At 45.1% G+C, this 20,846-nt stretch carries 35 protein-coding genes and 2 tRNA genes; 20 read left to right on the top strand and 17 right to left on the bottom strand.

Features of this window, described 5'->3' with window-relative positions:
* Positions 1 to 19 precede the first annotated feature (19 nt).
* The 4 genes from eif1A to NKMY2_RS10980 form a co-directional block, all read right to left on the bottom strand.
* Positions 20 to 331: a translation initiation factor eIF-1A gene (gene eif1A, locus NKMY2_RS09815; RefSeq protein WP_042687880.1), complete on the bottom strand. Its 312-nt coding sequence runs from the start codon at positions 329 to 331 to the stop codon at positions 20 to 22.
* Between the two features lie 42 nt (positions 332 to 373).
* Positions 374 to 670: a DUF424 domain-containing protein gene (locus tag NKMY2_RS09820; protein WP_042687881.1), complete on the bottom strand. Its 297-nt coding sequence runs from the start codon at positions 668 to 670 to the stop codon at positions 374 to 376.
* Positions 671 to 1,093, bottom strand: coding sequence for a translation initiation factor IF-2 subunit beta (locus NKMY2_RS09825; RefSeq protein ID WP_042687883.1), 423 nt, complete (start codon positions 1,091 to 1,093; stop codon positions 671 to 673). It lies immediately after the preceding gene.
* A gap of 63 nt (positions 1,094 to 1,156) precedes the next feature.
* Positions 1,157 to 1,303, bottom strand: a complete 147-nt coding sequence (locus NKMY2_RS10980) for a DUF5679 domain-containing protein (protein ID WP_042687972.1) — start codon at positions 1,301 to 1,303, stop codon at positions 1,157 to 1,159.
* A gap of 233 nt (positions 1,304 to 1,536) precedes the next feature.
* Here NKMY2_RS10980 and NKMY2_RS09835 point away from each other — a divergent pair, with 233 nt between their 5' ends.
* The 4 genes from NKMY2_RS09835 (at position 1,537) to NKMY2_RS09850 (ending at position 4,540) form a co-directional block, all read left to right on the top strand.
* On the top strand, positions 1,537 to 2,031 hold the full coding sequence (locus NKMY2_RS09835; protein ID WP_042687885.1) for a hypothetical protein: 495 nt from the start codon (positions 1,537 to 1,539) through the stop codon (positions 2,029 to 2,031).
* A gap of 78 nt (positions 2,032 to 2,109) precedes the next feature.
* The gene (locus tag NKMY2_RS09840; protein WP_042687887.1) at positions 2,110 to 3,264 is read left to right on the top strand and encodes a DUF373 family protein; all 1,155 of its coding nucleotides are present in this window, start codon (positions 2,110 to 2,112) and stop codon (positions 3,262 to 3,264) included.
* A 69-nt stretch (positions 3,265 to 3,333) separates the two neighbouring features.
* Positions 3,334 to 4,125: a polyprenyl diphosphate synthase gene (uppS, locus tag NKMY2_RS09845; RefSeq protein ID WP_177316550.1), complete on the top strand. Its 792-nt coding sequence runs from the start codon at positions 3,334 to 3,336 to the stop codon at positions 4,123 to 4,125.
* Between the two features lie 4 nt (positions 4,126 to 4,129).
* A complete protein-coding gene (locus tag NKMY2_RS09850) occupies positions 4,130 to 4,540 on the top strand; it encodes a bis(5'-nucleosyl)-tetraphosphatase (protein ID WP_042687889.1) in 411 nt (136 codons plus the stop codon).
* Here the strand turns inward: NKMY2_RS09850 and NKMY2_RS09855 are convergent.
* Genes NKMY2_RS09855 through NKMY2_RS09865 form a run of 3 tightly spaced genes read right to left on the bottom strand, consistent with a single transcriptional unit; the run spans position 4,529 to position 6,970 of the window.
* Entirely contained in the window at positions 4,529 to 5,266 is a 738-nt protein-coding gene (locus NKMY2_RS09855; protein WP_042687890.1) for an orotidine 5'-phosphate decarboxylase, read from the bottom strand. The two genes, NKMY2_RS09850 and NKMY2_RS09855, sit on opposite strands and share 12 nt — an antisense overlap.
* Positions 5,259 to 5,918, bottom strand: a complete 660-nt coding sequence (locus NKMY2_RS09860; protein ID WP_238549827.1) for a hypothetical protein — start codon at positions 5,916 to 5,918, stop codon at positions 5,259 to 5,261. Before NKMY2_RS09860 ends, NKMY2_RS09855 begins: the two co-directional genes overlap by 8 nt.
* A gap of 50 nt (positions 5,919 to 5,968) precedes the next feature.
* Positions 5,969 to 6,970: an adenylosuccinate synthetase gene (locus NKMY2_RS09865; protein ID WP_042687894.1), complete on the bottom strand. Its 1,002-nt coding sequence runs from the start codon at positions 6,968 to 6,970 to the stop codon at positions 5,969 to 5,971.
* A gap of 87 nt (positions 6,971 to 7,057) precedes the next feature.
* Between NKMY2_RS09865 and NKMY2_RS09870 the strand changes: the two genes are divergently transcribed.
* Entirely contained in the window at positions 7,058 to 7,519 is a 462-nt protein-coding gene (locus NKMY2_RS09870) for a hypothetical protein (RefSeq protein ID WP_177316551.1), read from the top strand.
* Here the strand turns inward: NKMY2_RS09870 and NKMY2_RS09875 are convergent.
* Positions 7,516 to 7,794, bottom strand: coding sequence for a Fe(2+)-trafficking protein (locus NKMY2_RS09875; RefSeq protein WP_042687899.1), 279 nt, complete (start codon positions 7,792 to 7,794; stop codon positions 7,516 to 7,518). The genes NKMY2_RS09870 and NKMY2_RS09875 overlap by 4 nt on opposite strands.
* Before the next feature lie 69 nt (positions 7,795 to 7,863).
* Between NKMY2_RS09875 and NKMY2_RS09880 the strand changes: the two genes are divergently transcribed.
* From NKMY2_RS09880 to NKMY2_RS09890, 3 genes are all read left to right on the top strand, one after another.
* Complete coding sequence (locus NKMY2_RS09880; protein ID WP_042687901.1) at positions 7,864 to 8,073, top strand: hypothetical protein; 210 nt, start codon at positions 7,864 to 7,866, stop codon at positions 8,071 to 8,073.
* A 36-nt stretch (positions 8,074 to 8,109) separates the two neighbouring features.
* Positions 8,110 to 8,748 carry a hypothetical protein gene (locus tag NKMY2_RS09885; protein WP_042687904.1) on the top strand — a complete coding sequence of 213 codons (639 nt, stop codon included), beginning with the start codon at positions 8,110 to 8,112 and terminating at the stop codon, positions 8,746 to 8,748.
* A gap of 70 nt (positions 8,749 to 8,818) precedes the next feature.
* Positions 8,819 to 9,124 carry a winged helix-turn-helix domain-containing protein gene (locus NKMY2_RS09890; RefSeq protein ID WP_420887355.1) on the top strand — a complete coding sequence of 102 codons (306 nt, stop codon included), beginning with the start codon at positions 8,819 to 8,821 and terminating at the stop codon, positions 9,122 to 9,124.
* A 154-nt stretch (positions 9,125 to 9,278) separates the two neighbouring features.
* Here the strand turns inward: NKMY2_RS09890 and NKMY2_RS09895 are convergent, their stop codons facing one another.
* Positions 9,279 to 9,629: a hypothetical protein gene (locus NKMY2_RS09895; protein ID WP_042687910.1), complete on the bottom strand. Its 351-nt coding sequence runs from the start codon at positions 9,627 to 9,629 to the stop codon at positions 9,279 to 9,281.
* Positions 9,630 to 9,943: 314 nt separating this feature from the next.
* Between NKMY2_RS09895 and NKMY2_RS09900 the strand changes: the two genes are divergently transcribed.
* Positions 9,944 to 10,450 carry a THUMP domain-containing protein gene (locus NKMY2_RS09900; protein WP_320408968.1) on the top strand — a complete coding sequence of 169 codons (507 nt, stop codon included), beginning with the start codon at positions 9,944 to 9,946 and terminating at the stop codon, positions 10,448 to 10,450.
* Here NKMY2_RS09900 and cgi121 read toward each other — a convergent pair.
* From cgi121 to NKMY2_RS09915, 3 genes are read right to left on the bottom strand one after another with little or no spacing between them, the layout of a single operon-like run.
* Positions 10,443 to 11,216: a KEOPS complex subunit Cgi121 gene (cgi121, locus tag NKMY2_RS09905; RefSeq protein ID WP_042687916.1), complete on the bottom strand. Its 774-nt coding sequence runs from the start codon at positions 11,214 to 11,216 to the stop codon at positions 10,443 to 10,445. The genes NKMY2_RS09900 and cgi121 overlap by 8 nt on opposite strands.
* 28 nt (positions 11,217 to 11,244) lie before the next feature.
* Positions 11,245 to 11,562: a hypothetical protein gene (locus NKMY2_RS09910; protein WP_042687976.1), complete on the bottom strand. Its 318-nt coding sequence runs from the start codon at positions 11,560 to 11,562 to the stop codon at positions 11,245 to 11,247.
* 29 nt (positions 11,563 to 11,591) lie between these two features.
* A complete protein-coding gene (locus NKMY2_RS09915; protein WP_238549828.1) occupies positions 11,592 to 12,368 on the bottom strand; it encodes a TatD family hydrolase in 777 nt (258 codons plus the stop codon).
* Between the two features lie 80 nt (positions 12,369 to 12,448).
* Here NKMY2_RS09915 and NKMY2_RS09920 point away from each other — a divergent pair, with 80 nt between their 5' ends.
* From NKMY2_RS09920 to NKMY2_RS09940, 5 genes are all read left to right on the top strand, one after another.
* Positions 12,449 to 12,670 carry a histone family protein gene (locus NKMY2_RS09920; protein ID WP_042687918.1) on the top strand — a complete coding sequence of 74 codons (222 nt, stop codon included), beginning with the start codon at positions 12,449 to 12,451 and terminating at the stop codon, positions 12,668 to 12,670.
* 281 nt (positions 12,671 to 12,951) lie between these two features.
* Positions 12,952 to 13,024: transfer RNA gene (locus tag NKMY2_RS09925), tRNA-Cys, on the top strand.
* A 147-nt stretch (positions 13,025 to 13,171) separates the two neighbouring features.
* Positions 13,172 to 13,333, top strand: a complete 162-nt coding sequence (locus tag NKMY2_RS09930) for a type II toxin-antitoxin system HicB family antitoxin (protein ID WP_102007778.1) — start codon at positions 13,172 to 13,174, stop codon at positions 13,331 to 13,333.
* A gap of 164 nt (positions 13,334 to 13,497) precedes the next feature.
* The gene (locus NKMY2_RS09935; protein ID WP_042687921.1) at positions 13,498 to 13,710 is read left to right on the top strand and encodes a type II toxin-antitoxin system HicB family antitoxin; all 213 of its coding nucleotides are present in this window, start codon (positions 13,498 to 13,500) and stop codon (positions 13,708 to 13,710) included.
* Positions 13,707 to 13,922, top strand: coding sequence for a type II toxin-antitoxin system HicA family toxin (locus NKMY2_RS09940; protein WP_042687924.1), 216 nt, complete (start codon positions 13,707 to 13,709; stop codon positions 13,920 to 13,922). Before NKMY2_RS09935 ends, NKMY2_RS09940 begins: the two co-directional genes overlap by 4 nt.
* A gap of 32 nt (positions 13,923 to 13,954) precedes the next feature.
* On the opposite strand, the gene NKMY2_RS09945 is transcribed toward NKMY2_RS09940, so the two are convergent.
* A complete protein-coding gene (locus tag NKMY2_RS09945) occupies positions 13,955 to 14,362 on the bottom strand; it encodes a cupredoxin domain-containing protein (protein WP_042687927.1) in 408 nt (135 codons plus the stop codon).
* A gap of 16 nt (positions 14,363 to 14,378) precedes the next feature.
* Positions 14,379 to 14,624, bottom strand: a complete 246-nt coding sequence (locus NKMY2_RS09950) for a hypothetical protein (RefSeq protein WP_042687930.1) — start codon at positions 14,622 to 14,624, stop codon at positions 14,379 to 14,381.
* A gap of 94 nt (positions 14,625 to 14,718) precedes the next feature.
* Here NKMY2_RS09950 and NKMY2_RS09955 point away from each other — a divergent pair, with 94 nt between their 5' ends.
* Both NKMY2_RS09955 and NKMY2_RS10930 read left to right on the top strand, forming a co-directional pair.
* The gene (locus NKMY2_RS09955; protein WP_042687933.1) at positions 14,719 to 16,470 is read left to right on the top strand and encodes an AIPR family protein; all 1,752 of its coding nucleotides are present in this window, start codon (positions 14,719 to 14,721) and stop codon (positions 16,468 to 16,470) included.
* A gap of 155 nt (positions 16,471 to 16,625) precedes the next feature.
* Positions 16,626 to 16,796: a hypothetical protein gene (locus NKMY2_RS10930; protein ID WP_177316552.1), complete on the top strand. Its 171-nt coding sequence runs from the start codon at positions 16,626 to 16,628 to the stop codon at positions 16,794 to 16,796.
* Here NKMY2_RS10930 and NKMY2_RS09960 read toward each other — a convergent pair whose 3' ends face one another.
* Positions 16,797 to 17,363 (bottom strand): hypothetical protein, encoded by a 567-nt coding sequence (locus NKMY2_RS09960; protein ID WP_042687936.1) that lies wholly within the window; start codon positions 17,361 to 17,363, stop codon positions 16,797 to 16,799.
* Positions 17,364 to 17,530: 167 nt separating this feature from the next.
* Between NKMY2_RS09960 and NKMY2_RS09965 the strand changes: the two genes are divergently transcribed.
* The gene (locus NKMY2_RS09965) at positions 17,531 to 17,791 is read left to right on the top strand and encodes a winged helix-turn-helix domain-containing protein (RefSeq protein ID WP_042687982.1); all 261 of its coding nucleotides are present in this window, start codon (positions 17,531 to 17,533) and stop codon (positions 17,789 to 17,791) included.
* Here NKMY2_RS09965 and NKMY2_RS10825 read toward each other — a convergent pair whose 3' ends face one another.
* Complete coding sequence (locus NKMY2_RS10825) at positions 17,792 to 17,968, bottom strand: hypothetical protein (RefSeq protein WP_157832533.1); 177 nt, start codon at positions 17,966 to 17,968, stop codon at positions 17,792 to 17,794.
* A gap of 50 nt (positions 17,969 to 18,018) precedes the next feature.
* Here NKMY2_RS10825 and NKMY2_RS10935 point away from each other — a divergent pair, with 50 nt between their 5' ends.
* Positions 18,019 to 18,189, top strand: a complete 171-nt coding sequence (locus tag NKMY2_RS10935) for a hypothetical protein (RefSeq protein WP_177316553.1) — start codon at positions 18,019 to 18,021, stop codon at positions 18,187 to 18,189.
* Positions 18,190 to 18,407: 218 nt separating this feature from the next.
* Here NKMY2_RS10935 and NKMY2_RS09970 read toward each other — a convergent pair.
* Positions 18,408 to 18,481 (bottom strand) — tRNA-Thr (locus NKMY2_RS09970).
* Between the two features lie 53 nt (positions 18,482 to 18,534).
* On the opposite strand from NKMY2_RS09970, the gene NKMY2_RS09975 reads away from it, so the two are divergent.
* On the top strand, positions 18,535 to 19,812 hold the full coding sequence (locus tag NKMY2_RS09975; RefSeq protein WP_042687985.1) for a phosphomannomutase: 1,278 nt from the start codon (positions 18,535 to 18,537) through the stop codon (positions 19,810 to 19,812).
* Positions 19,796 to 20,728, top strand: coding sequence for a thiamine-phosphate kinase (gene thiL / locus NKMY2_RS09980; protein ID WP_042687940.1), 933 nt, complete (start codon positions 19,796 to 19,798; stop codon positions 20,726 to 20,728). Before NKMY2_RS09975 ends, thiL begins: the two co-directional genes overlap by 17 nt.
* Positions 20,729 to 20,846 lie beyond the last annotated feature (118 nt).

Raw genomic sequence — 20,846 nt, forward strand, 5'->3', positions numbered from 1 at the left:
TGTTATGATGTGGAATCGACTAGAAATCTTTTGGAAGATGATCATTGTTCTTTAACCATTCGACTTGAGACAAGGTAAATCTCCACGTGATGTCCCCCCTGTCGTCCTGCTTGAAATCCCAAGGAGCGATAATTACAACGTCGTTGTCACGAATCCAAATTCTTCGTTTGAGTTTTCCCCTGATTCTTCCGCGTCTTGTTTTTCCGTCGGTGCATTTTACCAAAACCTGATCACTTCCCAGAAGCTTTATGACTCTGCCCAAAAGTTCACCCTGCTGCGGCAGCTGAATATCTTTAAGCTCACTTTCGTTGAGTACTTTTCTCTTTCCCAATACTAAGGGAGATGAATTTTTGTATATAATTGTGGTGTTTGTTTACATTTTGAAAACAATCAGAAACGGAACGCCGTCAATTTCTTTCACACCTTGTCTTGTTCCAATCTTCAGATTTATCGACAGATCAATTGTTTTCTGTCCTGCCATGTTTAGTATCGAGCACTTTCTCATCAGGTCCTCTGCCTCGCTTCTCCCAATCGTCCTCTGGCCAAAGTAGCTTTTGCTGATGTTCATTACAAAGTCGTCCTTCTTCAGAGTCCTGCCGACCAAGTCCTCGTCGCAGATGTTGAGCATCATGTTGCTCTGGTAGTTTGTAGTGCGAATTGAAAATTGCATTTATGCGTATTTGCCTTTGAGTGAGGACTTTGCGCCGCATGCCTCGCAGACCAAAAACGATATCCTGTTTTCCTTTTCTATTCTGGTGTCCGGGCTCTTGCAGGTAGGGCATTCAAGGTAATCCTTTACGTAAATTTGAAACAAGTTTACAAAGTCATGCGGGTCGCGCCTTCCGACAAAGATTGCCTTTTCCCCGCTTCGCTCTGACGGCGTTGCAAACTCTTTTGACAGATACTGGAGAAACTTGTCAGGGTCGCGTCGCAGAATTTTCGGAAAGTCCAAAAAGTTTCTCAGGATGGTTCTTTGTCCCTCCCACACAACGTCTGGTGCCGGAAGCTCAAATCGCTCGACGCTGTCGGTTTTCTTTTCAGAAATCTTGTCCTGAATTCTCTTTAGTAGCTTTTCGTAATCGGTTTTTGCCAATGCATCAATACGGCATGATACCTATATGAGTTTAAGTTAAAAAGAAGGATGTGGTCTGGCGTTTTATTCCATCTTTCCGATTCGGAAAACGTTAGTTCCACATTTTGGACAAGTGCCTTTTACAGCCGGTCGTCCGTTCTTGAGCTTTGTTTCTTTTGGATTTTTGATGTCCCTTTTTGCTCTACATTTGACACAGTAAGCTTGAACCATTGTGAGCAAACTAGGTTGTGCGTGTATTTAGGAGGAGGCTGTAAAAATTATTTAACTATACGATTAGACGAGACTGAATTTATTTCCGCAAAACTTTCACTCATTATATAGTAGTGGAGCATTTTGGGCAAAATACGGGATCAGGATCGTAAAAATAACACCCGGAGCCAAAAACAGAGCGTTTTTGAGAAATTCCACTTGCATTATAAACAACAATTTCCAACAAAATCAAGTTGAAACAAAAAAGGGGCATAATCATTACCGGGATAATACTTGCCGCAATTACGGCAGGCAGTTTTACAATTTGGATGATGCCGCAGGCAACCCAGACAAAATTCGTAGTGACAGATGCCGCCGAAAACTTGGACGGAATAATAGAGCAGCAAAAGACGATTTCGGACACCATGTCAGAGGAATACTCCAGGATGCTAGAGGGGCAGATAACGCCGGAGAACTACATCGCAATAGCTCAGATTTCGTCATCGCAGGTGAACTCTTTCATAATCAGCATAGTCCAAAGCGACGTCCCGGAGCAGTGGAAGGAAAGCTATTCGGCATACATGGATTCTTTGAGGGAGTACAACGCGTACTTGCAGGAGACAATAGTCATAGCAAACAAGCTAAAGGAGAACTCGGCAGCTGACATCACAGAAGACAAGGCAAGGGCAGAGTCAATCCTAGGCGATGCGTCTGCAAGCATAGATGCGTCGTACAAGGCAAGGCCATAGCCCACGGCTGGATTCCTATTTTTAATAATTTCAAAGGTTGGAAATGGTTAATAGGTAATTTCGTACCACATACAAGCATTGTCCCTAAAAGATAGCAAGCTGGAAAAGAATCTTGAAAACCTTGCGACAAGCAGGCTGCTAGTAATCTGCGTCGACAGGGACAACGACGTCGGAGAAAAGGCAGGAGTCGCAACCCCGGTAGTAGGACGAAACGCGTGCATAGAGGCTGCGCAAAAGCTTGCACTTGAGGATCCGGAAGACGCAGATGCAAACTCTATCTTCTATGCAATCAAGACATACGAGGACCTGGCAAGAAAGGGATACCAGGTGGAGGTAATCGTAGTGGCAGGGGTGGGTGACAGGGGCGTACAGGCAGACGAAAAAATTGTCCGCGAGGTAAAGTCAGTCCTAGAGAAATTTTCTGCAAACGGCGCAGTTATTGTGTCTGACGGCGAGGACGACGAGTCGGTAATTCCAATCATACAAAACGTAATTCCAATTGTTTCGGTGCAGCGCGTAGTTATGAAAGTCAGCAGGAGCGTCGAGTACTCTTACGCAGTCTTTGGAAAATACCTAAAGATGATTGCATATGATTCAAAATATTCAAAGTTCTTTTTGGGGGTGCCAGGAATTCTTTTGCTGATCGGCGGAATCGGGACAATATTTGGATACACCCAGCAGATCTTTGCAGTCCTGATCAGCATTTTGGGAGGAGCATTTTTGATAAGAGCGTTTGACATAGACAGGGCATGGGCCATGTGGGCAAAGCCTACGCCGGCAGGACTGATCAGGGCATTTACAGTTGTCACAGGCGCAATAATCATTTTGGCATCCGTGCTGTCGGGATTTTCTACAATCCACACAAACATACTTGATCCAAAGATCCTAGACTCCAACATTCCAAACATAATTGCAGACAGGCAGACACTTGGCCAGTTCATTTCAGGCGTGCTGCCGTTTTTGTGGATGGGAATCGGCTCAATATTTGGAGGGATACTCCTAAGCAACTGGCTCAAGGGAAGCCTCAGAAAAATAACAGACGTCCTAAGGCTAATCGTGCTGGCATCACTTTATCCTACGATATACCAGTTCACAAATATTCTGATATACGACGAGAGCTCATTTACCCTCATTCCGCCGTTCTTTGCAGGACTGGCAATAACGCTCGTGTCTGCAACGGTCCTGTTCCGCAAGTACAGGAAAAAGCGCGGCGGCGAAGTCCTGACAGAGTAATCCGGAAAAGCACTCGCTTTTTTTCAAACGACCTAAATATCGCCTGAATTACCTTCGTTTGATCTAGGGATGAACGGAATAAAAGAAACGACACTTTACCTTTCAGGATTTTACAAGTTATACGCGCGGAAACTGGAAAGAGAAATCAAAAAAGACGTAATTCCAAACCACATCGCAGTCATTTTAGACGGGAACAGGAGGTGGGCAAAAAGGGCACTTGCCGCATCCGAGAAGGGCCACACCAGGGGAGCAGACGCAGTCGAGAATCTCTTGGACTGGTGTGAGGAACTTGACATCAAGATAATCACGCTCTATGTCCTGTCAACTGAGAACCTGGAGAGAAAGGACGACGAGATAGAATACCTGTTCCAGCTAATACACCAAAGGCTCGAGAAACTGTACAACGATCCCCGAATCCACAAAAACAAGATGCGAGTAAAGGCAATAGGCAGAACCGAGCTCCTGCCAGAATTTATCAAAGACGTCCTAAAGAGACTAGACGAGGCGACAAAAAACTACGACGAGCATTACCTGAACATAGCTATCGCGTACGGCGGGCAGAACGAGCTAGTCGACGCAATAAGAAAGATTGGCACGCAGATCAAGGAAGGAAGCCTGCAGGTCAAAGACATTGACAAAAAGGTAATCGAGTCAAACCTGTACACTGCGCACCTTCCCCAGTCGGCGCCTGACCTGATACTTAGGACGTCAGGCGAGCAGAGGCTTAGCGGGTTTTTGCTCTGGCAGAGCGCATACAGCGAGCTGATATTTTTGGACATACTGTGGCCGGAGTTTAGAAAAATTGATCTGATGAGGGCAATTAGAATTTTTCAAAAGAGAAATAGGAGAGTCGGGAGATAAAGCCATGTTTGACGAAAGGTCAGCCGGAATAGTGCTTTTCAGGGAGGATTCAGGCAAAAAGCACTTTTTGCTTCTCCACTACCCTTCAGGCCACTGGGACTTCATAAAGGGGAGAATAGAAAAAGACGAGACCCCAAAACAGGCGGCAATCAGGGAGGCCAGAGAAGAGACTGGAATCACCGACATAGAGTTCATCGACGGGTTTGAGGAAAAGATACAGTACAGCTACCAGTACGGCGGAAAGGCGGTAAGAAAGGAGGTAGTGTTCTTTTTGGCAAGCACTCGCACAAAGGACGTAGAGATTTCGCACGAGCACCTAGACCACATCTGGCTGGAGTTTGAGGACGCCATGAAAAAAACAACATACCAGAACGCAAAGAGCCTTTTGGAAAAATCAAAAGTCCTATTTAGCTAGATCAAACAAAGACCTGGCAGTCTCTTTTGGGTTTTTTGAATTAAGGATGGTTCGCCCAACTATCAGATAGTCAGATCCTGACTGGATTGTCTTTTGTATGTCACCCCCCTGGGTGCCTATCCCCGGAGAATAGATGCCCAGCTTGCCCCTGCTTTTCTTCTTGCAAAAAGACACGATATCAGGAAATGTCGCGCCAACTATTATTCCGTCTGCACCAAGCGATGTAGCCCACTCCAAAAACAGGTGATACAGAATTGTCTTTTTTGACTTTAGCTGCACTGGCAGCTCGTATGTCATCTGCGCCTCAGGTGAGCTCATGTGGCACAGCGAGATGACGCCGTTGCCGTTTTTGTGCGCATGCAAGATTAGTTTTTCCAGATTTCCAGGGCCCATTATCGGGTTTGCTATGACAGAGTCAAAGCCCATGCCCCACAGGGTCTCTGCGGTGACGCTGTTTGTGTTTCCAATGTCGTTTAGCTTGATGTCAGCTATTGTCTGCAGGTGGTGGTCGTGCGCAATCTTGTTGATTTTGGCAATTTGCCTTTGGCCAAGCGGAAGCAGAAAGTGAAAGTTGAACTTTATTGCGCACAGGTACGGGCTGAGCGTCTTTATGTTTCGGATCGTCCTTGATTCCATATCAGAGACGCCGCTTTCGTAGTCGTTTGCAAGAATAAGGGGGCTTTTGTCAGAAGAGAGTTTTTTGATCCGAGACTTGAAGCTAGCCATAGTTGATTATCGGGTGTGTCTCTTGGAGCTTTATTATCTTGATATACGAATAGCCGTGTTCGTTTAGGTTATCGGTAAACACAGGCATGTTGCCGTTGTGCATTGCATACTTTAGGAAGGGCTGCTTTGGCTCAGAGTCTAGGGCAAAGTGGCAGAAATACGAAGGCCCGTCCTCGTTGAAATTCATGAACACGCCGATTAGCCACTTGGAATTGTGCGGGAACGCAAAGAGCGGAAACGGCGCCTCCTCGTAGCCGTAACTCAGCTTTGCCAGGCTCGCAAGGTCGTCTAGTTCGAGCAACTCGTACTTGTCAGGCTGGACCTCAGACGCAGGCCTAAGCGACGCAGGCAGGGACTTTATCTTTACGATAGGCGAGTAAATTTTTGTAGATTCTGATATGGAATCAACTACGCCTGCCTCCTCCTTTCCGTTTTTGAAGCCGTACGAAAGATAGTGGCCGAGCCTGTCTGCGGGGATGTAGTAGATGACTGGGCGCTCCTTTAGTAGGTCCATTTGTATTGCAAGTATTTTTGTGCCGTTGTAGTCGTGAAGAAACGATATGCGTGGCGTTCTCTCTAGCGCGCAAACGAGGCGTGAAAAGTCAAGCTGTGATGCGAGCTGAACATAGTTTGGAGATTTCGGCTGTTCCACAAGTCCAATAAAATTATTGGCAAATTAAAGCTTGGCAAAAATTTTTCGAGCTACGTGCGCAAGTCAATGATGTCGCCAACACCTGCGCCGGTTCCAATTAGCAGCACAGGCACGTTTAGCTCGTCCTCGATTTTTGTCACGAACGATTTTGCAGCCTCGCTCAGTTTCTCAAATGACTGCACGTGCGCGCACTCTGGAAACAAGACGTCAAGCTTTGTCAGGGCAATCTGCGTTGCGCTGTTTAGTAGTATTGCTCTTTTTGCGAGGCTGAAATTAAATTCGGCTGCGCGCCTCTGCCTACCTGTGACCGTGCCTACTTCGGACCATCCCCTTGAGGCCGTTTCCTGCGCAGAGATCTCGTTCTCAAGCACGCCCTCGCCCACGCGCGTCACGTACGACTTGAAGACAACCATGACATCGTCTACGTTTTTTGGCCCAAGGCCAATGTCTGCGCATATTCCTGATGCAGTAACGTCCTTTGACGTTACAAAAGGATAGCCTCCGTGCCACAGAGAAAGAAATGTTCCCTGCGTTCCCTCGACTAGGACCGTCTTGTCATTTTCAAGCGCAGTGTTGATTTCGCCTGGAACGTCGATTAGATATTTTTTTAGCGAGTCAATCTCTTTTGCCATCTTTAGCGTCCTCATTGCACGGTCTGCGTTTGCAGGGCCGGTCCCCGAACCCGTGCTTCCAATTTTTTCCTTCAGCCTTCCCGCAGAGTCTGCCTCCAGGTGACTTGCTTCTATAATTCCACAGTTAAAATCAACAAACGTTCTGCTTGAGCAGTCAAACTCTGAAATCTCCTTGTGCAATACGTCCGGGTTTACAACCACCCCGGGCCCCACCATGAGCCTTGCCTTTTTGTTTAGAAATCCGCTTGGGAGCATTCTGACCTTGTATTTTTTGTCCCCGTCCTCTATGGTGTGTCCCGCGTTTGGACCTGCCCCACCCCTTACCACGATTTCGGGGTTGTCCTTTTGCGCAAGATATGAAATGATCTTTCCCTTACCCTCATCTCCGAAAAATCCACCAACCACAACTGTCGAAGGCATGTTTGGCTTCAGCGTTTTGAGTTATTTAAGCTAAATCACGGAAAATCGTCTAATACAATTTTAATGTCCCAAGTGGCACCACATTGCGTGTCAGAGCCAAACTATGCAGGAAACATCATAGTAAACCTGGCAAGCCTTCCTGACTTTCTCAGAAAGCCGATCCTCAAAAAAAGAATGGAAGAGTTCTTCACAATGAGTCTGCCCGAGCGGCAGGTGATCATAAACAACGCCCTTGAGGCAGGCCCGACCATCCCGTTCCCGAACTTTTCAAAACTCTTTGCCACGTGGCTTGACATACTTGCCACCATATCGGAGGAGAAGAGAAACATGATGTTCTCAACGTACATTTCGGAAATTACAAAAAACCCGCAAAAACTAGTGTCATTTAATCTGGACGGAATCCTTGAGATATTCCTGTCATTAGAAAAATCAAAGCAGGACGCAATATCAGGCACCATCCGAAGTATAGTACTGTCACTGCCAGAGGAGGACAAAAAGAGGCTGTTTTTGGTAATGCCCCAGAGCGCAAAGGCGCGCCTTGGAATCTAGGCCTGCGGCTTGTCTGGCTTGCGGTTGTCCTCGTTTGCAAAGTCGATGACGTCGCCCTGCGGGGACAGCACGCCTGCAAATATCTTCTCGTTCTTTTTTAGCAGTTTTCTGTGATCTGGAAGAGACATGTCCAACCTCAACTCGTTCATCACCATTATTCGGTATTCCTTCCACTCCTTCCAGCACTTGGCGCAGCACGGATAGGTTGCCGCCGTCGGCTCAAGTTCCTCAGAATCTGGAATTTCGGATTTGCATTTAGTGCATGTTCTTACCATGCCTAGACTCCAGATTATGTCAATTTATTCTTTGACAATAGATAATAACAGAAAACGCCAATTCAGATCGTGAAAATAAAGTGCCCCAAGTGCAAGGACGTAGCGGAGCTTTCGCCGGACTTTGCATTTGTCAGATGCGAGCACTGCAGCTTGGACATCTCATATGGAGAATACGTAAAGTTCGTAGCTCACAACGACGTCACGTATTCTGACATACTTGGAGACTACATACCAAGTACCGAGGGACAGACACACGGAACGCTAGACGAGTGGGATTAACTTTTAAAATCAAGTGCATGAAATAGCTGGTGTAGCTTGGAAATTTTTCTTGAAAACATATTGAATTTAGTCGGATTCATCGTAGGGATGGTAATCGGAATCATATCATACATCGGATTTAGAAACACCGGCAGCCCGACACTGTTCAGGCTGACACTTGCGTTTTTTTCAATAGGTGCTGGATTTTTCATAATGTGGTTCGGGCAGACACTTGACATTGTCGTATACCAGACAGGGCATGTCGAGAGGTGGGTGCAGACACTTGGAATCGCAGTCCAGACCGTCGGGTATTTTTTCATCGCGTTCTCGCATACGATAAAATCATTTTTCCCAAAGTCAAACTATCTCAGATCAGTCGGAATGGTGCCGCTGTTTTTGATTTCGTTCATATCAATTGAGAACATCATCAGATCAATTTCGTTTATCCTTCTTGCATACGGGGCAATTGAGACACTCATGTCGTATTTTGCAAGCAGGAGAAAGACTGCAATACTAGTTGCGTGCGGCCTGTGGGCACTTGCGTTTGGCGAATTTCTAGGATGGTACTATTTCGTGTTTCCGCAATCAATCCTAAACGTGGTCTCAATTTCAATGAAGATATCGGGCCTGATTATGCTCTTTGTACCGGTGACAAAGGTCCCGCTGACCAAGATAAAGTTTGACGAGAACATCTAGGCTCGGAATCTAGGCAATAATATAATTTTGTCAACTATTTTTAGCCCTCCAATATATTGAAGGATCGCGTGTGAGTAACTCACACAACATGTCATCATACAGGACGCACATGCAGATAATTGGCGATATTTTGCTGACAACCCGAGACAACACTCCAGACGAGCAGGGGGCAAGCATCACATACCTGATTCGAAAGGCAAACATTTCTCACGGAAGAATTTCCAAAATTCTAAACAACCTGGTGGCACAGGGGCTGCTTGAGCAGTCAAACTCTAGCGGCGCATGCAAATACAAAATAAGCCACGTAGGACGGGAATTTCTGCAGGCATACAACACGTTTAACAAATTTGCAGACGGCTACGGCCTTACCATCTAGTCAAAGTCTTCGTCCTCGATTTCCTCTTCTTCTGCATCCTCAAAGTCATCCTCAAAGTCGTTGTCCAGATCAGGTTTTGTGCTCAACTATTTGATAATAGTCCTGATCAGTTATTTAGTTTTTAAAAAATCCGCAAGGCATCAGAGACAGGCTGTTACTCGTTCCATATTGGCTGCTTTTTCAACCATGACACCAGGTCCCGATAGAGATAGCTTTTTTGTATGTTTATGATGTTGATCTCCACGTTGTTTGACAGCTTTGCAGTCTTGGTGTACTTTTCATATTTTGTAAACATGATTCTGTCCAGGTATGTCTCACCCTGAAGCTCTTTTTTTGCAAGCTCCTCTGATTCGTTCATTGCAAAGATTACAAAGAGCACCCCGTCGACCCAGTACACGTTTCCAAATTCAAGTGTAGACACCATGTTGACCAGATCATCGAGGCTTGTTTTTATCAGATCTCTGACATGGATGGTCTTGTACGGCTCGTGAACAAAATCAGTCATTTGACTTTCTTACCAGTCTAGGTTTATCAGTTTTTGTAGTATGCGATCATTCTCTTGCCAATTTGCCGCATTTTAGGAGTCTCCTAATTTCTTGAATCCATCGTGATTATTTTGTGGCACATGCAGGTGCAGCCGACATGAGGCATGTCGTGAGCATTCCTAAACGCGCATTGCTTGGTGTGCTCCATACGAGCCATCCAGAACATACTTGGAATTAAGAATTTTTAAAGAATTAATCAGGCCCCAAATCAAGCTAGAAACTTTCAAACAGTATAATACTGAACAAGGGAAATCCCAGATCACAATTGGACCTGATGGTTACATGTGCAAGGCATTTTGAGGGAGAGACGAGGGCTGAGATAGGTTCCATACTAGAAGAGATGGGCGACTCTGATCCTCAGATAACAATCACAGAAATGTCAGGAATCCTGACTGTAAAGACCAAAATCAGCCCAAAGGACATTGTAAAAAAAATTCACGAAAAAATCGAAGACGAGCCGTGGGCCATGCGGTACACGCTCAGGGTGATTCCGATTTTTGCCACCACAAATACGGACGTAGAGTCAATTGCGGGCACCGTGATGGAGCAGGCTGGCAAGCTAAAGCCGGATGACACTTACAGGATCACAGTAGAAAAGAGGCACTCTGAGATTCCGTCAAGTGAGATAATCACCAAGATTGCAAATCAGATAAAAAACAAGGTATCACTTGAGAAATACGACTGGATAATCCTAGTCCAGGTGCTAGGCAAGATATCAGGCGTTTCCATCCTCAAAGACGAAGACATACTGTCTGTCGAAAAAGAAAAGCGCATCATCTGATCAGGACTGCCGCCTTTTCTGCAAGAATATCCTCAAGCGGGGCCTTAGAGTCAACGGAATCAAGATGTTTTTTTGTGATTTTGAACTGTTTTTGGATCACACCAGAATTATTTTCAAACGAAACCCTAGTCAGAAACGGCTCCAGGAATTTGTACAGCCCGTCAAGGCTTGGTTTTTTTCCTATTGCAATTATGGCAAACACATCAGAATTTGCAATGCCGACTGTCTGAACTGCGTCAGATATCTGGGTGGTCACCCCAAAGCGCAGCAAGATGTCAGTCTCTAGCTTTTTTGACAGAAGCGAGTTGTGTTTTTGCGCAAAAAGCGAAAGCCCGACTATCTTTTTTGCGTGCGGTATCCCAAGGATGTGCCTTGATGATATGCCCTCAAGTACCAAGTCTGGAAAGTTTTTTCTTGCAGAATTTAAAAAGTCATAATTTTTTCCAGGCACTTTAACGCAGAACAGCTCTGCTGACTTGGCGCAGACCCGAAATCTGCTCCTTGCATGGGCGCCCCCGTGGATTATTGGAATTATTGTTATCACGTCGTTTTTGTGAAGGACGGTGTCATACCCATCCAGTGCTGACGAGTCCACGCCGTTTACTGCGACAAGGATGTTTTTTGTATCAAGTGTCAGAGTGTCCTTTGGCTTTATCGACAGGAGGTGCTCGAGCAGGGTCTTGATTGGAATATCATCGAGGTCAACTTGCAGAAGGTCCGTTCCGAATGATTTTTTGGCACCGCCGAGCAGTTTGATTGAAAGCAACTTGTTTGGTTTAGATGAATTGGCTAGATTAACTTGATTCTTTGATTGGCTCTTCGACTATCTCGATTTCGTCTGGAGTCTCTGCCATTTCTTCTGCTATGGATTCCTCGGCCTCGTCTACTAGCTCCTCTGACTCTACCTCGACATCTTCCTCAGTTGGCAGTTCTTTTGAGGATTTTTCGCGTTTGATAAATTTCGTAATGTAACCTGCGATTTCATTTTTCAGGCCCTTTGAGCGTATGATAGAAATTTGTTCCAGGATTTTTTTGTTCTCGCTAAAGTCGCTTGTGAATTTGGCACCATATCTGTCTATGGCTTGCATTGAAAGTCGCTTTATTCTATCCACGCTCAAGTTGCTTTGGGGGGTTTTTTATACTATGCTTCGAGGTAGCGCGTGGAATTTTCCTCAAGCATCGATACAGAGTCGTCGTAGCTTTGTCCCAGTATTTTCGATAGGCAAAATATCACACTTGGAATGAAGCTGATTTGAGCTGATTTCATGCCAAAGCAGTGTGAGAATCTCACAGGACCGTCTGTCTCAACTAGGATCTTGTCGCGGCGCGTGTTGGAAAGCAGCACCTGCTTGTCCTGAGAATACACCATTACAGGCCCGTATGACACAAAGCACCCAAGATCCATTGCCCTGCTTAGCTGCTTTTTGCTCCCGTCAAACCAGTGCAGCAAAAACCCAGAGATGCGGTACGACGGAATTATCTCAAGTATTTCGTCTAGCGTCTTTCTCGAATGGACAGACACTGGCTTTTTGAGACTCTCTGCAAGTCCCAAGAGTTTCGTAAAGACGTCTTTTTGCCTTTTGAAATCGCCATCAGTCCTGGTGTATGTCTTGTCAAGGCCTATTTCTCCTATACCGGATATCACATCAGAGTTTGCCTCAATTAGGTGGACCATCGAATCCAGATTGTCTGCAAACTTTTCCGGGTGCATTCCTACAAACGGCAGCACGAGGTTGCTTTTTGCCGCAAGCTCAAGTGTTGTCCTTGATGAATCGTTATCCATCGATACTGCGCATGCGCGGATGCCGAGCCGTTTCATGGAGGCAAGGATTGTTTCCATGTCTGCCTGGTACTCGGGATCGGAGAGGTGAATGTGCGCATCAAGCATGGCCATGTTTTTGATGAAACGTGCTGGCATACTTAAGTTTGCGAAAATCCATTACTGTGTGGAACTTTTTAGCTATAGTCTTTTATCAGAAGGACCCTTGAGATCCGATTATGAAGTCATCAGAATTGGGATTATCTGCAATGTATAGAATTCTAAAAAAGGCAGGAGCCGAAAGGGTGAGCGACGAGTCTGCAGACGAGCTAAGGCGCGTGCTGGAGGACATCGCGACCACGATTGCGGCAAGCGCAGTTGACATGTCAAACCACGCCGGAAGAAAAACAATACGCGGCGAAGATGTCAAGCTTGCATCAAAGGCTTTTGTGAAATCATAAGCTGGATTCGATCCATTTTATGGAACGGTATTTTCAGGCTTAAATATTACAAAACATATTGCTATGGAATGAATCAAGACGATGAAAAATTCGTAGAGGAGTTTATGAAAAAATACGAGGCATTGTTTGACGCTCTAGGTAATGAGAAAAAAGATGATCTATACCAAGACGAAAAAACAAGCTAGTCTTTTCCCAATTTAGAAATATTATAAAAGCAAACACATGATTGATTTATCCGCATCTAAAGAGTTTAATTCTCGTTGAATCGACTGGTTCACTGCGGTGAGGTGGCAGAGCGGTTATGCGTTCGCCTGCAAAGCGAATTTTATAGGGGTTCGAATCCCTTCCTCACCTCTTATTTTCGCTAGATGTCTGTTAATGGAATATTGTAATTGAAAAAACTCATAATCAAATAACTGGATGAGATTTTCTAGTGAATTTGTTTATCACTCAATATGACTCAATAGAGATTAAATAATAAAACGAGGCAATAAGACCCAGATGAAATACAGAATAACACTGCAAAAGGACGAAGACGGAATATACGTTGCAAGATGTCCATCACTTTCAGGCTGTATTTCTCAGGGAAAAACGAGAAACGAGGCACTGGACAACATCAAAGATGCAATAGTTGGACATATTCAAAGTCTGAAAAAACAGTGAACCAATTCCAGCACCAATCGATGAGGAATTGGTGGAAATCAATGTCTAAACTTTTAGAAACATCATAACAAACCAAATTGGATATAGTAAAAATTTACTTGGTTCTTCTTTTTCCAGATTTTGTATTGTCTAATTTTATATAGCAAGTAAGCTAAATTACATTCATGGGAGAAGAACGAAAATTCACAGTTCGAGCTACGAAAGACCCAACTGGCGGATATTCAGGAAGATGTCTTGAGCTTCCCGCAGCAATAAGTGAAGGAGAAACACTAGATGAGTTATTAGAAAACATGAAAGAGGTAATCCAACTTGTTTTGGAGTCAATCGAAAAAGATTGCCCACCCAATGAAAAAATAACAGTAACAATCCCAGCATGAGTTTAAGGAATCACAACTGGCGCGAGGTTCTAAAAGTTTTAACAAGATTTGGTTATGTTTTAGATAGACAGCGCGGAAGTCACATGATTCTAAAAAATTCTTCTGGAAATAGAGTTCCAGTTCCAAGGCATGATCCAATAAAACCTACAACTTTGAAATCAATATTAGACCAAGCTGGAATCTCATTAGAACAGTTTTTGAAAGAAGTTTGATTAACCGAACAAAATTTGAATATCATTACACCTTATTTCACAGTGACTGTTCCTGCCATCCAAGGATGCAGTGTGCAGTAGTATGGAAAATCGCCCAGATTCTCAAACGTGTAGGAGAATGTCTTCCCGGGATCAATGTGCCCGCTGTCAAACATTCCATCAGGATTATCGTAATGCCCGCTGGTTACCGTGTGAAACCCGCTATCCTCGTTTAGCCAGGTTATGGTTCCGCCGACACCAGTGGTAATCTCAGACGGCAAATAGCACCAGTCTTTTTCCTCGCATCCGGGCCGCGATGCAGATGTCGGGATCACCACGTCTGGCTTTTCCATCGGAATGACGGCAGTCTCAGTAGTACCAGCCTGAGTGCTGCCAAGAAATGCAGCCGCTGCCAGGACCAATGCTGCAGATATGCACACTGCGACAAGTTTTGCTTTCATCTTTCAAATGGTGAGATTATGAGCCGTCTTTTTTATTTTTGGCAGCCCAGTCATTGTACATTGCAAGCAAGTTCTCAACGTCGTCTCCTTGCTCAGAATACGTCACTATTACGCCAAACTTGCCCTTCTTGTCGTGCCCCTTTGCAAAATATCCCCAAAAGTTGTCAGGGAGTTTCTGAAAGTTAGACGGATTCCCTGCCACGCCCAAGAGATTTTCTGCAACTGTCTGCAGCACCTTGACTGCGTCGTCTTTTTCTATCATGTTCTGGTGTCTGCTATTTCCTTTATTTCAACGTCGTTAGGGTATAATGTAATAACCAGCTTTTCTAAATACAGTACTCCCAGAGCAAGCCGTGATGGAAAAAAATCCTGGACTGCTAGAGTACATCCCAGGATCACAGTCGCTCCTGCTCCAAAAGAAAAACGAGCAGCCCCTTGAAGGATTTGCAGAAAACATCAAAGACAGCCTCATCGAGTACACGGAGGCTGGCAAAAGCGACGTTGAAAAAGGGCACAACTTTCTCCAGTGGGTCCTGACGCGGGTCTACGAGGCGACAGAGGACGACGCGGCAGATGCGATAATAGACGGCGCAAACGATCTTGGCATAGACGCGTACCTCCCAGTTGATTTTTCAGATAACAAGATTAGATTATTCCAGTCAAAGTACGGAACGTCGCACTCTAACGAGGCAATAGCCAAGTTCAAAGACGATGTCAAAAGGCTCCTGAACCGGGACGTGACAAAGATGCGGCCAGAGCTTGCAAATCTGGTGACAAAGATTCAGGAGAAAAACCTCAAGGTAGAGTGCTGCTACGTGACAAACCAAAAGGTGGACTACCAAAGCGACGAGTCAGTTGAGATACTTGACATGGACAAGATAGTGCAGAACCTGTGGGACCGCATCAAAAAGCCAGCGGCAGGCAAAAAGTCCCGCATAAAATTAGAAAAAATGATCCACTACAAGAACACGGTTCTTGGAGTTTTGAAATTGCGCGAGCTGACAGACTTTGTCGCAAAGAATCGCGATTATGTCTTTGAGTCAAACATCAGGCAGTGGATGCAGTTTAAGACAAACGTAAACAAGGGAATCAGGGAGACGCTTCAGAGCTCACCTGACAAGTTCTTTTATTACAACAACGGAATCACCATAGTAGTAAACGATTTTGAGGAGCTAGAAGAAAACAACATGATGCTGCACGCCCCGCAGATAGTCAACGGTGCACAGACATCAAACTCGATTTTGGATCACGCAAAGAGGACAAACAATTTGGACGGAAGCATCACTGTTACAATCATAAAAGCAGACGACGAGCTAGACCAGAACAACATAACAAAGTACAGAAACTCGCAGAATTCAGTCAGGGGCAAGGACCTGGTATCCCTCATGGACTTTCACAAGTCCATCAAGTCGCAGCTTGAAAACTATGGATACTTTTATGAAATTCAAGCAGGCTCGTTTGACAGCAAGACAAAATCCCAGCAGACAGAGTTCAACGGCGATACCATATACAACAGGTACCTGCCTGACAATCACAAAAAAGTAATCGTTGCCAAAGACGCAATCCAGGTCTTGGTTGCAGGAATAGAGCAGAGGCCGACAGAGTCGTACAGCTCGCCTGCGCAGTTTTTGCCGCGGGGAAGCAAGTACGACGACGTGTTCAACGAAAATCTAAAGGACGACTACAGGCTGTTGCTCTACCCGTATCTCGTAAAAGAGTACGCAAAGAAGACTTTAGGGTACGGCAAGCGGGGAGGACACAAGACGAAAAGGTACGCTACTTTGTTTTTTGTCGGCGCATACTTTAGAATACTGCACCGAAGCGTGCTTGGGACAAAATCTGACTTTAAGGAAGACGTCATGAAGCTAGAGCCAATATTCAAAAGCTACAAGCTAAACGAGCGAATCATGAAGCTGACAGATGTCGTGGTGACAAAATTCCTAGAGGACACAGTAGTTGACGACGAAATGGAGATAGCAAACACAAAGCACAACTTTTTCTCGCATCACGTGTGGAACGAGGCGATGCTCAGGGTAATTGACAAGAAGATAAGGCAGGAAGAGGACGAAATAGAGAGCATCAAAAAGCTTGTCAACAGCCTGCTGTGATTCAAAGGTACGATAGAAGTCTAACCACGTAAAAATTGCAGGAGATTTACAATGGCCAGACGCTCTATCGTGATTTTTCTGCAAACTACTGATATTTAACAAATATTTTTGGACCGGATGAATAGGGTTTTTATATAGAAATCAAAGATGCGACCATGTTGAAAGCCGTCGAAAAATGCTCCGTGTGCAAGGGTCCTATTGTGCAAAAATACATGCCAATGAAATCATGGAACGTAGACGGCATATTGTGCAGCGCGTGCTATTCCAAAAAGCTCGGAGAGTACTATCCAGGCGAGCATGTCAGGGTAAACACCGACAAGGAATAATCATTCAGAATTTTTGTACTTGTTGACATAGATGCAGTTCCACGCAAGTGAGTCGTCCTTGACGTCCTTTTCTTCCAGAAACTTGATGTTTGTCACTGTTTTTTTCTTTTTTAGCAGGTTCACCACAAAGGACTCGAATTTTTGGCACTCGCATGCCTCCACCAGACATGTGTCCTCGTGATCGTCTTTTCTGTGGCCGCAGTTGCATACTGTCTCATCCTTTGCGTTTGACTCGTTTTTTTCAGCATACACTGCAAACCTGATGTAGGCCTCGCCTGCGTGCCCCTTTTTGAACCGCTCATAGTTTTCCGACTTTTGCAAGACCTTGAAGAACCCCCTGTTTTTGTCAGGTCTTTTGGAGTCTGAGCCCATTATGAACCAGTACTGGTCGCCGTTTTCGACAAACCGAATCTTGATGTCGTGATCGTTCCACCAGTGAACCACGTTGTTCCACAGATCGTTTGCTGTTTTCCGCTCAGAAAACAAAGGAACGACGTTCATCCTAAGGTCATAGTACCTGTACGCAACCCCAAGAAAATCATCATACCATGGAACGGGACTGGACAAGCTTACCGGAAAAACACAGGATTCATTATTAATATGATCGGCGCATACAGAAATCATCGATCAGCCCCAAGGACGCTCAAATCGTGAGTGAAATGATCGTGAGAAACATTAATACCCTTATATCTCAGTAAACCCGACTATCAGTCATGACCACATACAGAACCAGTATGCAAATCGTAGCGGATCTGCTAGTTGCTACTGACCAGTGTGGACAAGAAGGCATCAAGGTAACATCCCTTCTAACAAAGGCAAATCTGTCACATTCGAGACTGTCCAAGTTTGTCGAAAACCTGACCGGTGCTGGCCTGATTAACAAAATTGACTTTGACGGCAAGAACACCTTTGTCATAACAACAAAGGGAAAGCAATACCTCGAGTCATACAGACGATTCCATGATTTAGCAGAATCGTTTGGTCTAGACATGTAATTATCGTCGTTTTGCTCTTGGCTGAGTTCGTCTTCTTTTGATTGTAGTGTATACGATTATGACCAGCGCACCTGCCAGCTGGGCGTAGAACAGCACCAGGTTTGGCGGGTCCCTCATTATCGCAAATACCATTCCCATGGCAAGCATTACCATGATAATAATGAGGTACTTGCTCATGCAAAGTCTAGATAAAAAAACAATATATCTTTTCAACATTGAGACAACCCATGAGCAAGACTCTGGAACTCATCGGCTTTGCACTGATCGGCGGGACGGCGTATTCGTTTTTGTTCATGACGGATAATCCTCTGCGATGGCCAGTGTTCTGGGGCTGTGCCGGCGGCGCACTTGCCATCATACTGTATAGAAGATCAAAACAGAAAAAAGCGCAGACATGAGATCAGAAATTGTTTTTGTGGATCAGAAATAGAATTTGCACAAATCAAGATAATGCGATTTATCAACCGACAGATCTATAAAGGAGGATTTTACGGTATTATTGGGGAGTATGACGGAACAGACTAGTAAATGGTGGCAAGGACTTGCAAAAGAACTTGAGATGGACATAGAATCCCCAGAAGAACAATAAACGATCTTTTTTAAAATTAAATTTTACAGCCTCGAGCGGGATTTGATCCCGCGACCTAACGCTTACGAGGCGTTCGCTCTACCAGGCTGAGCTATCGAGGCATGTTTCGCAGAGTTATCAGAGTTTATAAAAAGCCTTTCTGACTTTGGAGCAATTGAAAAAATCCATTTCTGGAATACGGGGGATTTTTGGAGACGACCTCACACTAAAAGACATATTGAAATTTTGCGGCAACTTTGCGCCGCTAATAAAATCAAAAAAATGCGCAGTCGGAAACGACACCAGGCCGTCAGGGGACATGGTTCGGGAGACCGCAATTGCGGCACTGATGGGGCGGGGAATAGACGTGTACAACTTGGGAATGGTGCCAACGCCAGTTGTATTTAGGGAGGCCCGTAGGTACGGCGCAGGACTAGTCATCACGTCATCGCACAACCCGCTTGAGTGGAACGGCCTCAAGTTTGTCATAGACGGCCGCGGTCCAAACGAAAAAGAATTTGAAAAAATTCTGCAGGAAAAGAAACATTCCTCTGGAAAAATCGGCACGGAACATAAAATTTCATCAAAATACGTGCAGGAGGCATCAAGGATAATCGGAAAGGCAAGAAAGGTCAAAGTCACAGTAGATGTGGGCGGGGGCGCGGCGCTAGATGTTGCACCTTCCCTGCTCAGAAAAATTGGATGCATTGTCCAGGTGATCAACCCAAAGAGAGGTCCAGACCCGACTGCAGACCCGCTGACGCAGCTAGTTGGAATTAGCAAAAAGGCAGACATCGGGTTTGCGTTTGACCTGGACGGTGACAGGTTGGTAGTGGTAAAGGATGGTAAAAAACAGTCGCCAGACACAACGCTTGCACTTGGAGTATCAAAGGCACTTGACCTTGGCTACAAGAGATTCTGCCTTAGCATAGACACCAGCATCGCAGTTGAGAGATACATCACAGATAACGGCGGAGTGGTGGTTCGCTCAAAGGTCGGCGAGGCAAATGTCATAGATACGATGCTAAAGAAAAAGTGTCAGGCAGGTGGGGAGGGAAGCAGTGGCGGATTCATACTGCCAGAGTTCAACATGTGCCGCGACGGAATACTGACCAGCGGACTGATTGCGGCAATGGATGGAAACAAAGTTGATCAGATAATACAGTTTGTAGACAGGTATTCCCAGCTCAGGACAAAAATCGCAATAGAGTCAAAGATTCACGACAAAGTATTAGAAAAATTCCAGAAAAACGTAAAGGGAAAATTCGGCAAAATCATAACGATTGACGGAGTAAAGGTAATTGTCGATGAGGACACGTGGGCCCTTGTTCGCAAGTCAAACACGGAGGACATCATTAGGATTTCCGTAGAGTCAAACGACTTGCAGAAGGCAAAGAGAATTCAAAAAGATATAACCGCGCTAGTAAAACAAAGCCATGACCAAGTTAGATGAAAAGGAAATAATCAAAATATTTCAGAAGGGGTTTGGCAGGCAGGTCTCTGAGGATGTCGAGACGTTTCCACTTGGCAAAAAATTATGCGTGATCAAGACTGACACGCTTGTTGAGAGCACGGATATTCCCCCAAAGATGACACTGCACGATGCTGCAAGAAAAAGCATTGTGGCGTGCGTTTCTGATTTTGCATCAAAGGGTGTGCGACCGTCATACTGCATCATATCTGTCGCAATACCAAGAAAATATTCTGCAAAAAAAATAAAAGAAATTGCAGACGGTTTCAGAGACGCATCGAAAGAATTCGGATTTAAGATTCTCGGAGGAGACACAAACGAAGGCGAGGAACTTGTGCTGTCAGTGTCATTTTTTGGAATTGCAGACGACATAGTGCACAGAAAAGGCGCAAGAACAGGCGATTCCATAATAGTTACAGGTCCGTTTGGGAACGCATCTGCGGGACTAAAGCATGTGATGAGCGGGAAAAAGGCAGAGCCGAAATTTGCCAGGAAGATAAAGGATACGGTGTACCACCCCATGCCAAGGCTAGGCTTTGGGGTGTCTGCAGCCAAGTACCTCTCGTCTGCAATGGACTCTAGCGACGGGCTTTCCACCACGCTAGTTGAGATGTCAGCCCAGAGCAAGAAGAAGTTTGTGATCAGCAGCCTGCCAATGGATCCTGATCTGGAACGATTTGCCAGGCAGAACAGGCTGGATGTGATTGATCTTGTGTTCAACGGAGGCGAGGAATACGAAATTGTCGCAACTGTTCCGCAAAAAAATCTAAAAAAAGTAAAACAGATTGCAAAATCGCGCAAAATTTCCCTAATTGAGATAGGGATGGTCGAAAAAGGCAGTGGCGTGTTTCTCGCAGACAAGAAAATAAAGGCTGGCGGCTGGCTGCACTTTAGATAGCCGCGACATACGTTTTTCTATATTCAGCATACCACATGAATTGCCTAGCAATGAGGAGAAATAGAGCATGATAGAAAGATGATCACTGTTTCACGATCCGAGCTAGGTAACTCTGATT

It is taken from the genome of Candidatus Nitrosotenuis chungbukensis, from assembly GCF_000685395.1.
GTDB classification, from domain to species: domain Archaea; phylum Thermoproteota; class Nitrososphaeria; order Nitrososphaerales; family Nitrosopumilaceae; genus Nitrosotenuis; species Nitrosotenuis chungbukensis.

Excerpts from the sequence above, each read along its gene's own strand:
- NKMY2_RS09820 (WP_042687881.1), bottom strand. The coding sequence starts at position 670 with ATGCAATTTTCAATTCGCACTACAAACTACCAGAGCAACATGATGCTC.
- NKMY2_RS10980 (WP_042687972.1), bottom strand. The coding sequence starts at position 1,303 with ATGGTTCAAGCTTACTGTGTCAAATGTAGAGCAAAAAGGGACATCAAA.
- uppS (WP_177316550.1), top strand. The coding sequence starts at position 3,334 with ATGAACGGAATAAAAGAAACGACACTTTACCTTTCAGGATTTTACAAG.
- NKMY2_RS09850 (WP_042687889.1), top strand. The coding sequence starts at position 4,130 with ATGTTTGACGAAAGGTCAGCCGGAATAGTGCTTTTCAGGGAGGATTCA.
- NKMY2_RS09855 (WP_042687890.1), bottom strand. The coding sequence starts at position 5,266 with ATGGCTAGCTTCAAGTCTCGGATCAAAAAACTCTCTTCTGACAAAAGC.
- NKMY2_RS09865 (WP_042687894.1), bottom strand. The coding sequence starts at position 6,970 with ATGCCTTCGACAGTTGTGGTTGGTGGATTTTTCGGAGATGAGGGTAAG.
- NKMY2_RS09875 (WP_042687899.1), bottom strand. The coding sequence starts at position 7,794 with ATGGTAAGAACATGCACTAAATGCAAATCCGAAATTCCAGATTCTGAG.
- NKMY2_RS09895 (WP_042687910.1), bottom strand. The coding sequence starts at position 9,629 with ATGACTGATTTTGTTCACGAGCCGTACAAGACCATCCATGTCAGAGAT.
- NKMY2_RS09900 (WP_320408968.1), top strand. The coding sequence starts at position 9,944 with ATGGTTACATGTGCAAGGCATTTTGAGGGAGAGACGAGGGCTGAGATA.
- NKMY2_RS09915 (WP_238549828.1), bottom strand. The coding sequence starts at position 12,368 with ATGCCAGCACGTTTCATCAAAAACATGGCCATGCTTGATGCGCACATT.
- NKMY2_RS09920 (WP_042687918.1), top strand. The coding sequence starts at position 12,449 with ATGAAGTCATCAGAATTGGGATTATCTGCAATGTATAGAATTCTAAAA.
- NKMY2_RS09930 (WP_102007778.1), top strand. The coding sequence starts at position 13,172 with ATGAAATACAGAATAACACTGCAAAAGGACGAAGACGGAATATACGTT.
- NKMY2_RS09935 (WP_042687921.1), top strand. The coding sequence starts at position 13,498 with ATGGGAGAAGAACGAAAATTCACAGTTCGAGCTACGAAAGACCCAACT.
- NKMY2_RS09940 (WP_042687924.1), top strand. The coding sequence starts at position 13,707 with ATGAGTTTAAGGAATCACAACTGGCGCGAGGTTCTAAAAGTTTTAACA.
- NKMY2_RS09945 (WP_042687927.1), bottom strand. The coding sequence starts at position 14,362 with ATGAAAGCAAAACTTGTCGCAGTGTGCATATCTGCAGCATTGGTCCTG.
- NKMY2_RS09950 (WP_042687930.1), bottom strand. The coding sequence starts at position 14,624 with ATGATAGAAAAAGACGACGCAGTCAAGGTGCTGCAGACAGTTGCAGAA.
- NKMY2_RS09955 (WP_042687933.1), top strand. The coding sequence starts at position 14,719 with ATGGAAAAAAATCCTGGACTGCTAGAGTACATCCCAGGATCACAGTCG.
- NKMY2_RS10930 (WP_177316552.1), top strand. The coding sequence starts at position 16,626 with ATGTTGAAAGCCGTCGAAAAATGCTCCGTGTGCAAGGGTCCTATTGTG.
- NKMY2_RS09965 (WP_042687982.1), top strand. The coding sequence starts at position 17,531 with ATGCAAATCGTAGCGGATCTGCTAGTTGCTACTGACCAGTGTGGACAA.
- NKMY2_RS10825 (WP_157832533.1), bottom strand. The coding sequence starts at position 17,968 with ATGAGCAAGTACCTCATTATTATCATGGTAATGCTTGCCATGGGAATG.
- NKMY2_RS10935 (WP_177316553.1), top strand. The coding sequence starts at position 18,019 with ATGAGCAAGACTCTGGAACTCATCGGCTTTGCACTGATCGGCGGGACG.
- thiL (WP_042687940.1), top strand. The coding sequence starts at position 19,796 with ATGACCAAGTTAGATGAAAAGGAAATAATCAAAATATTTCAGAAGGGG.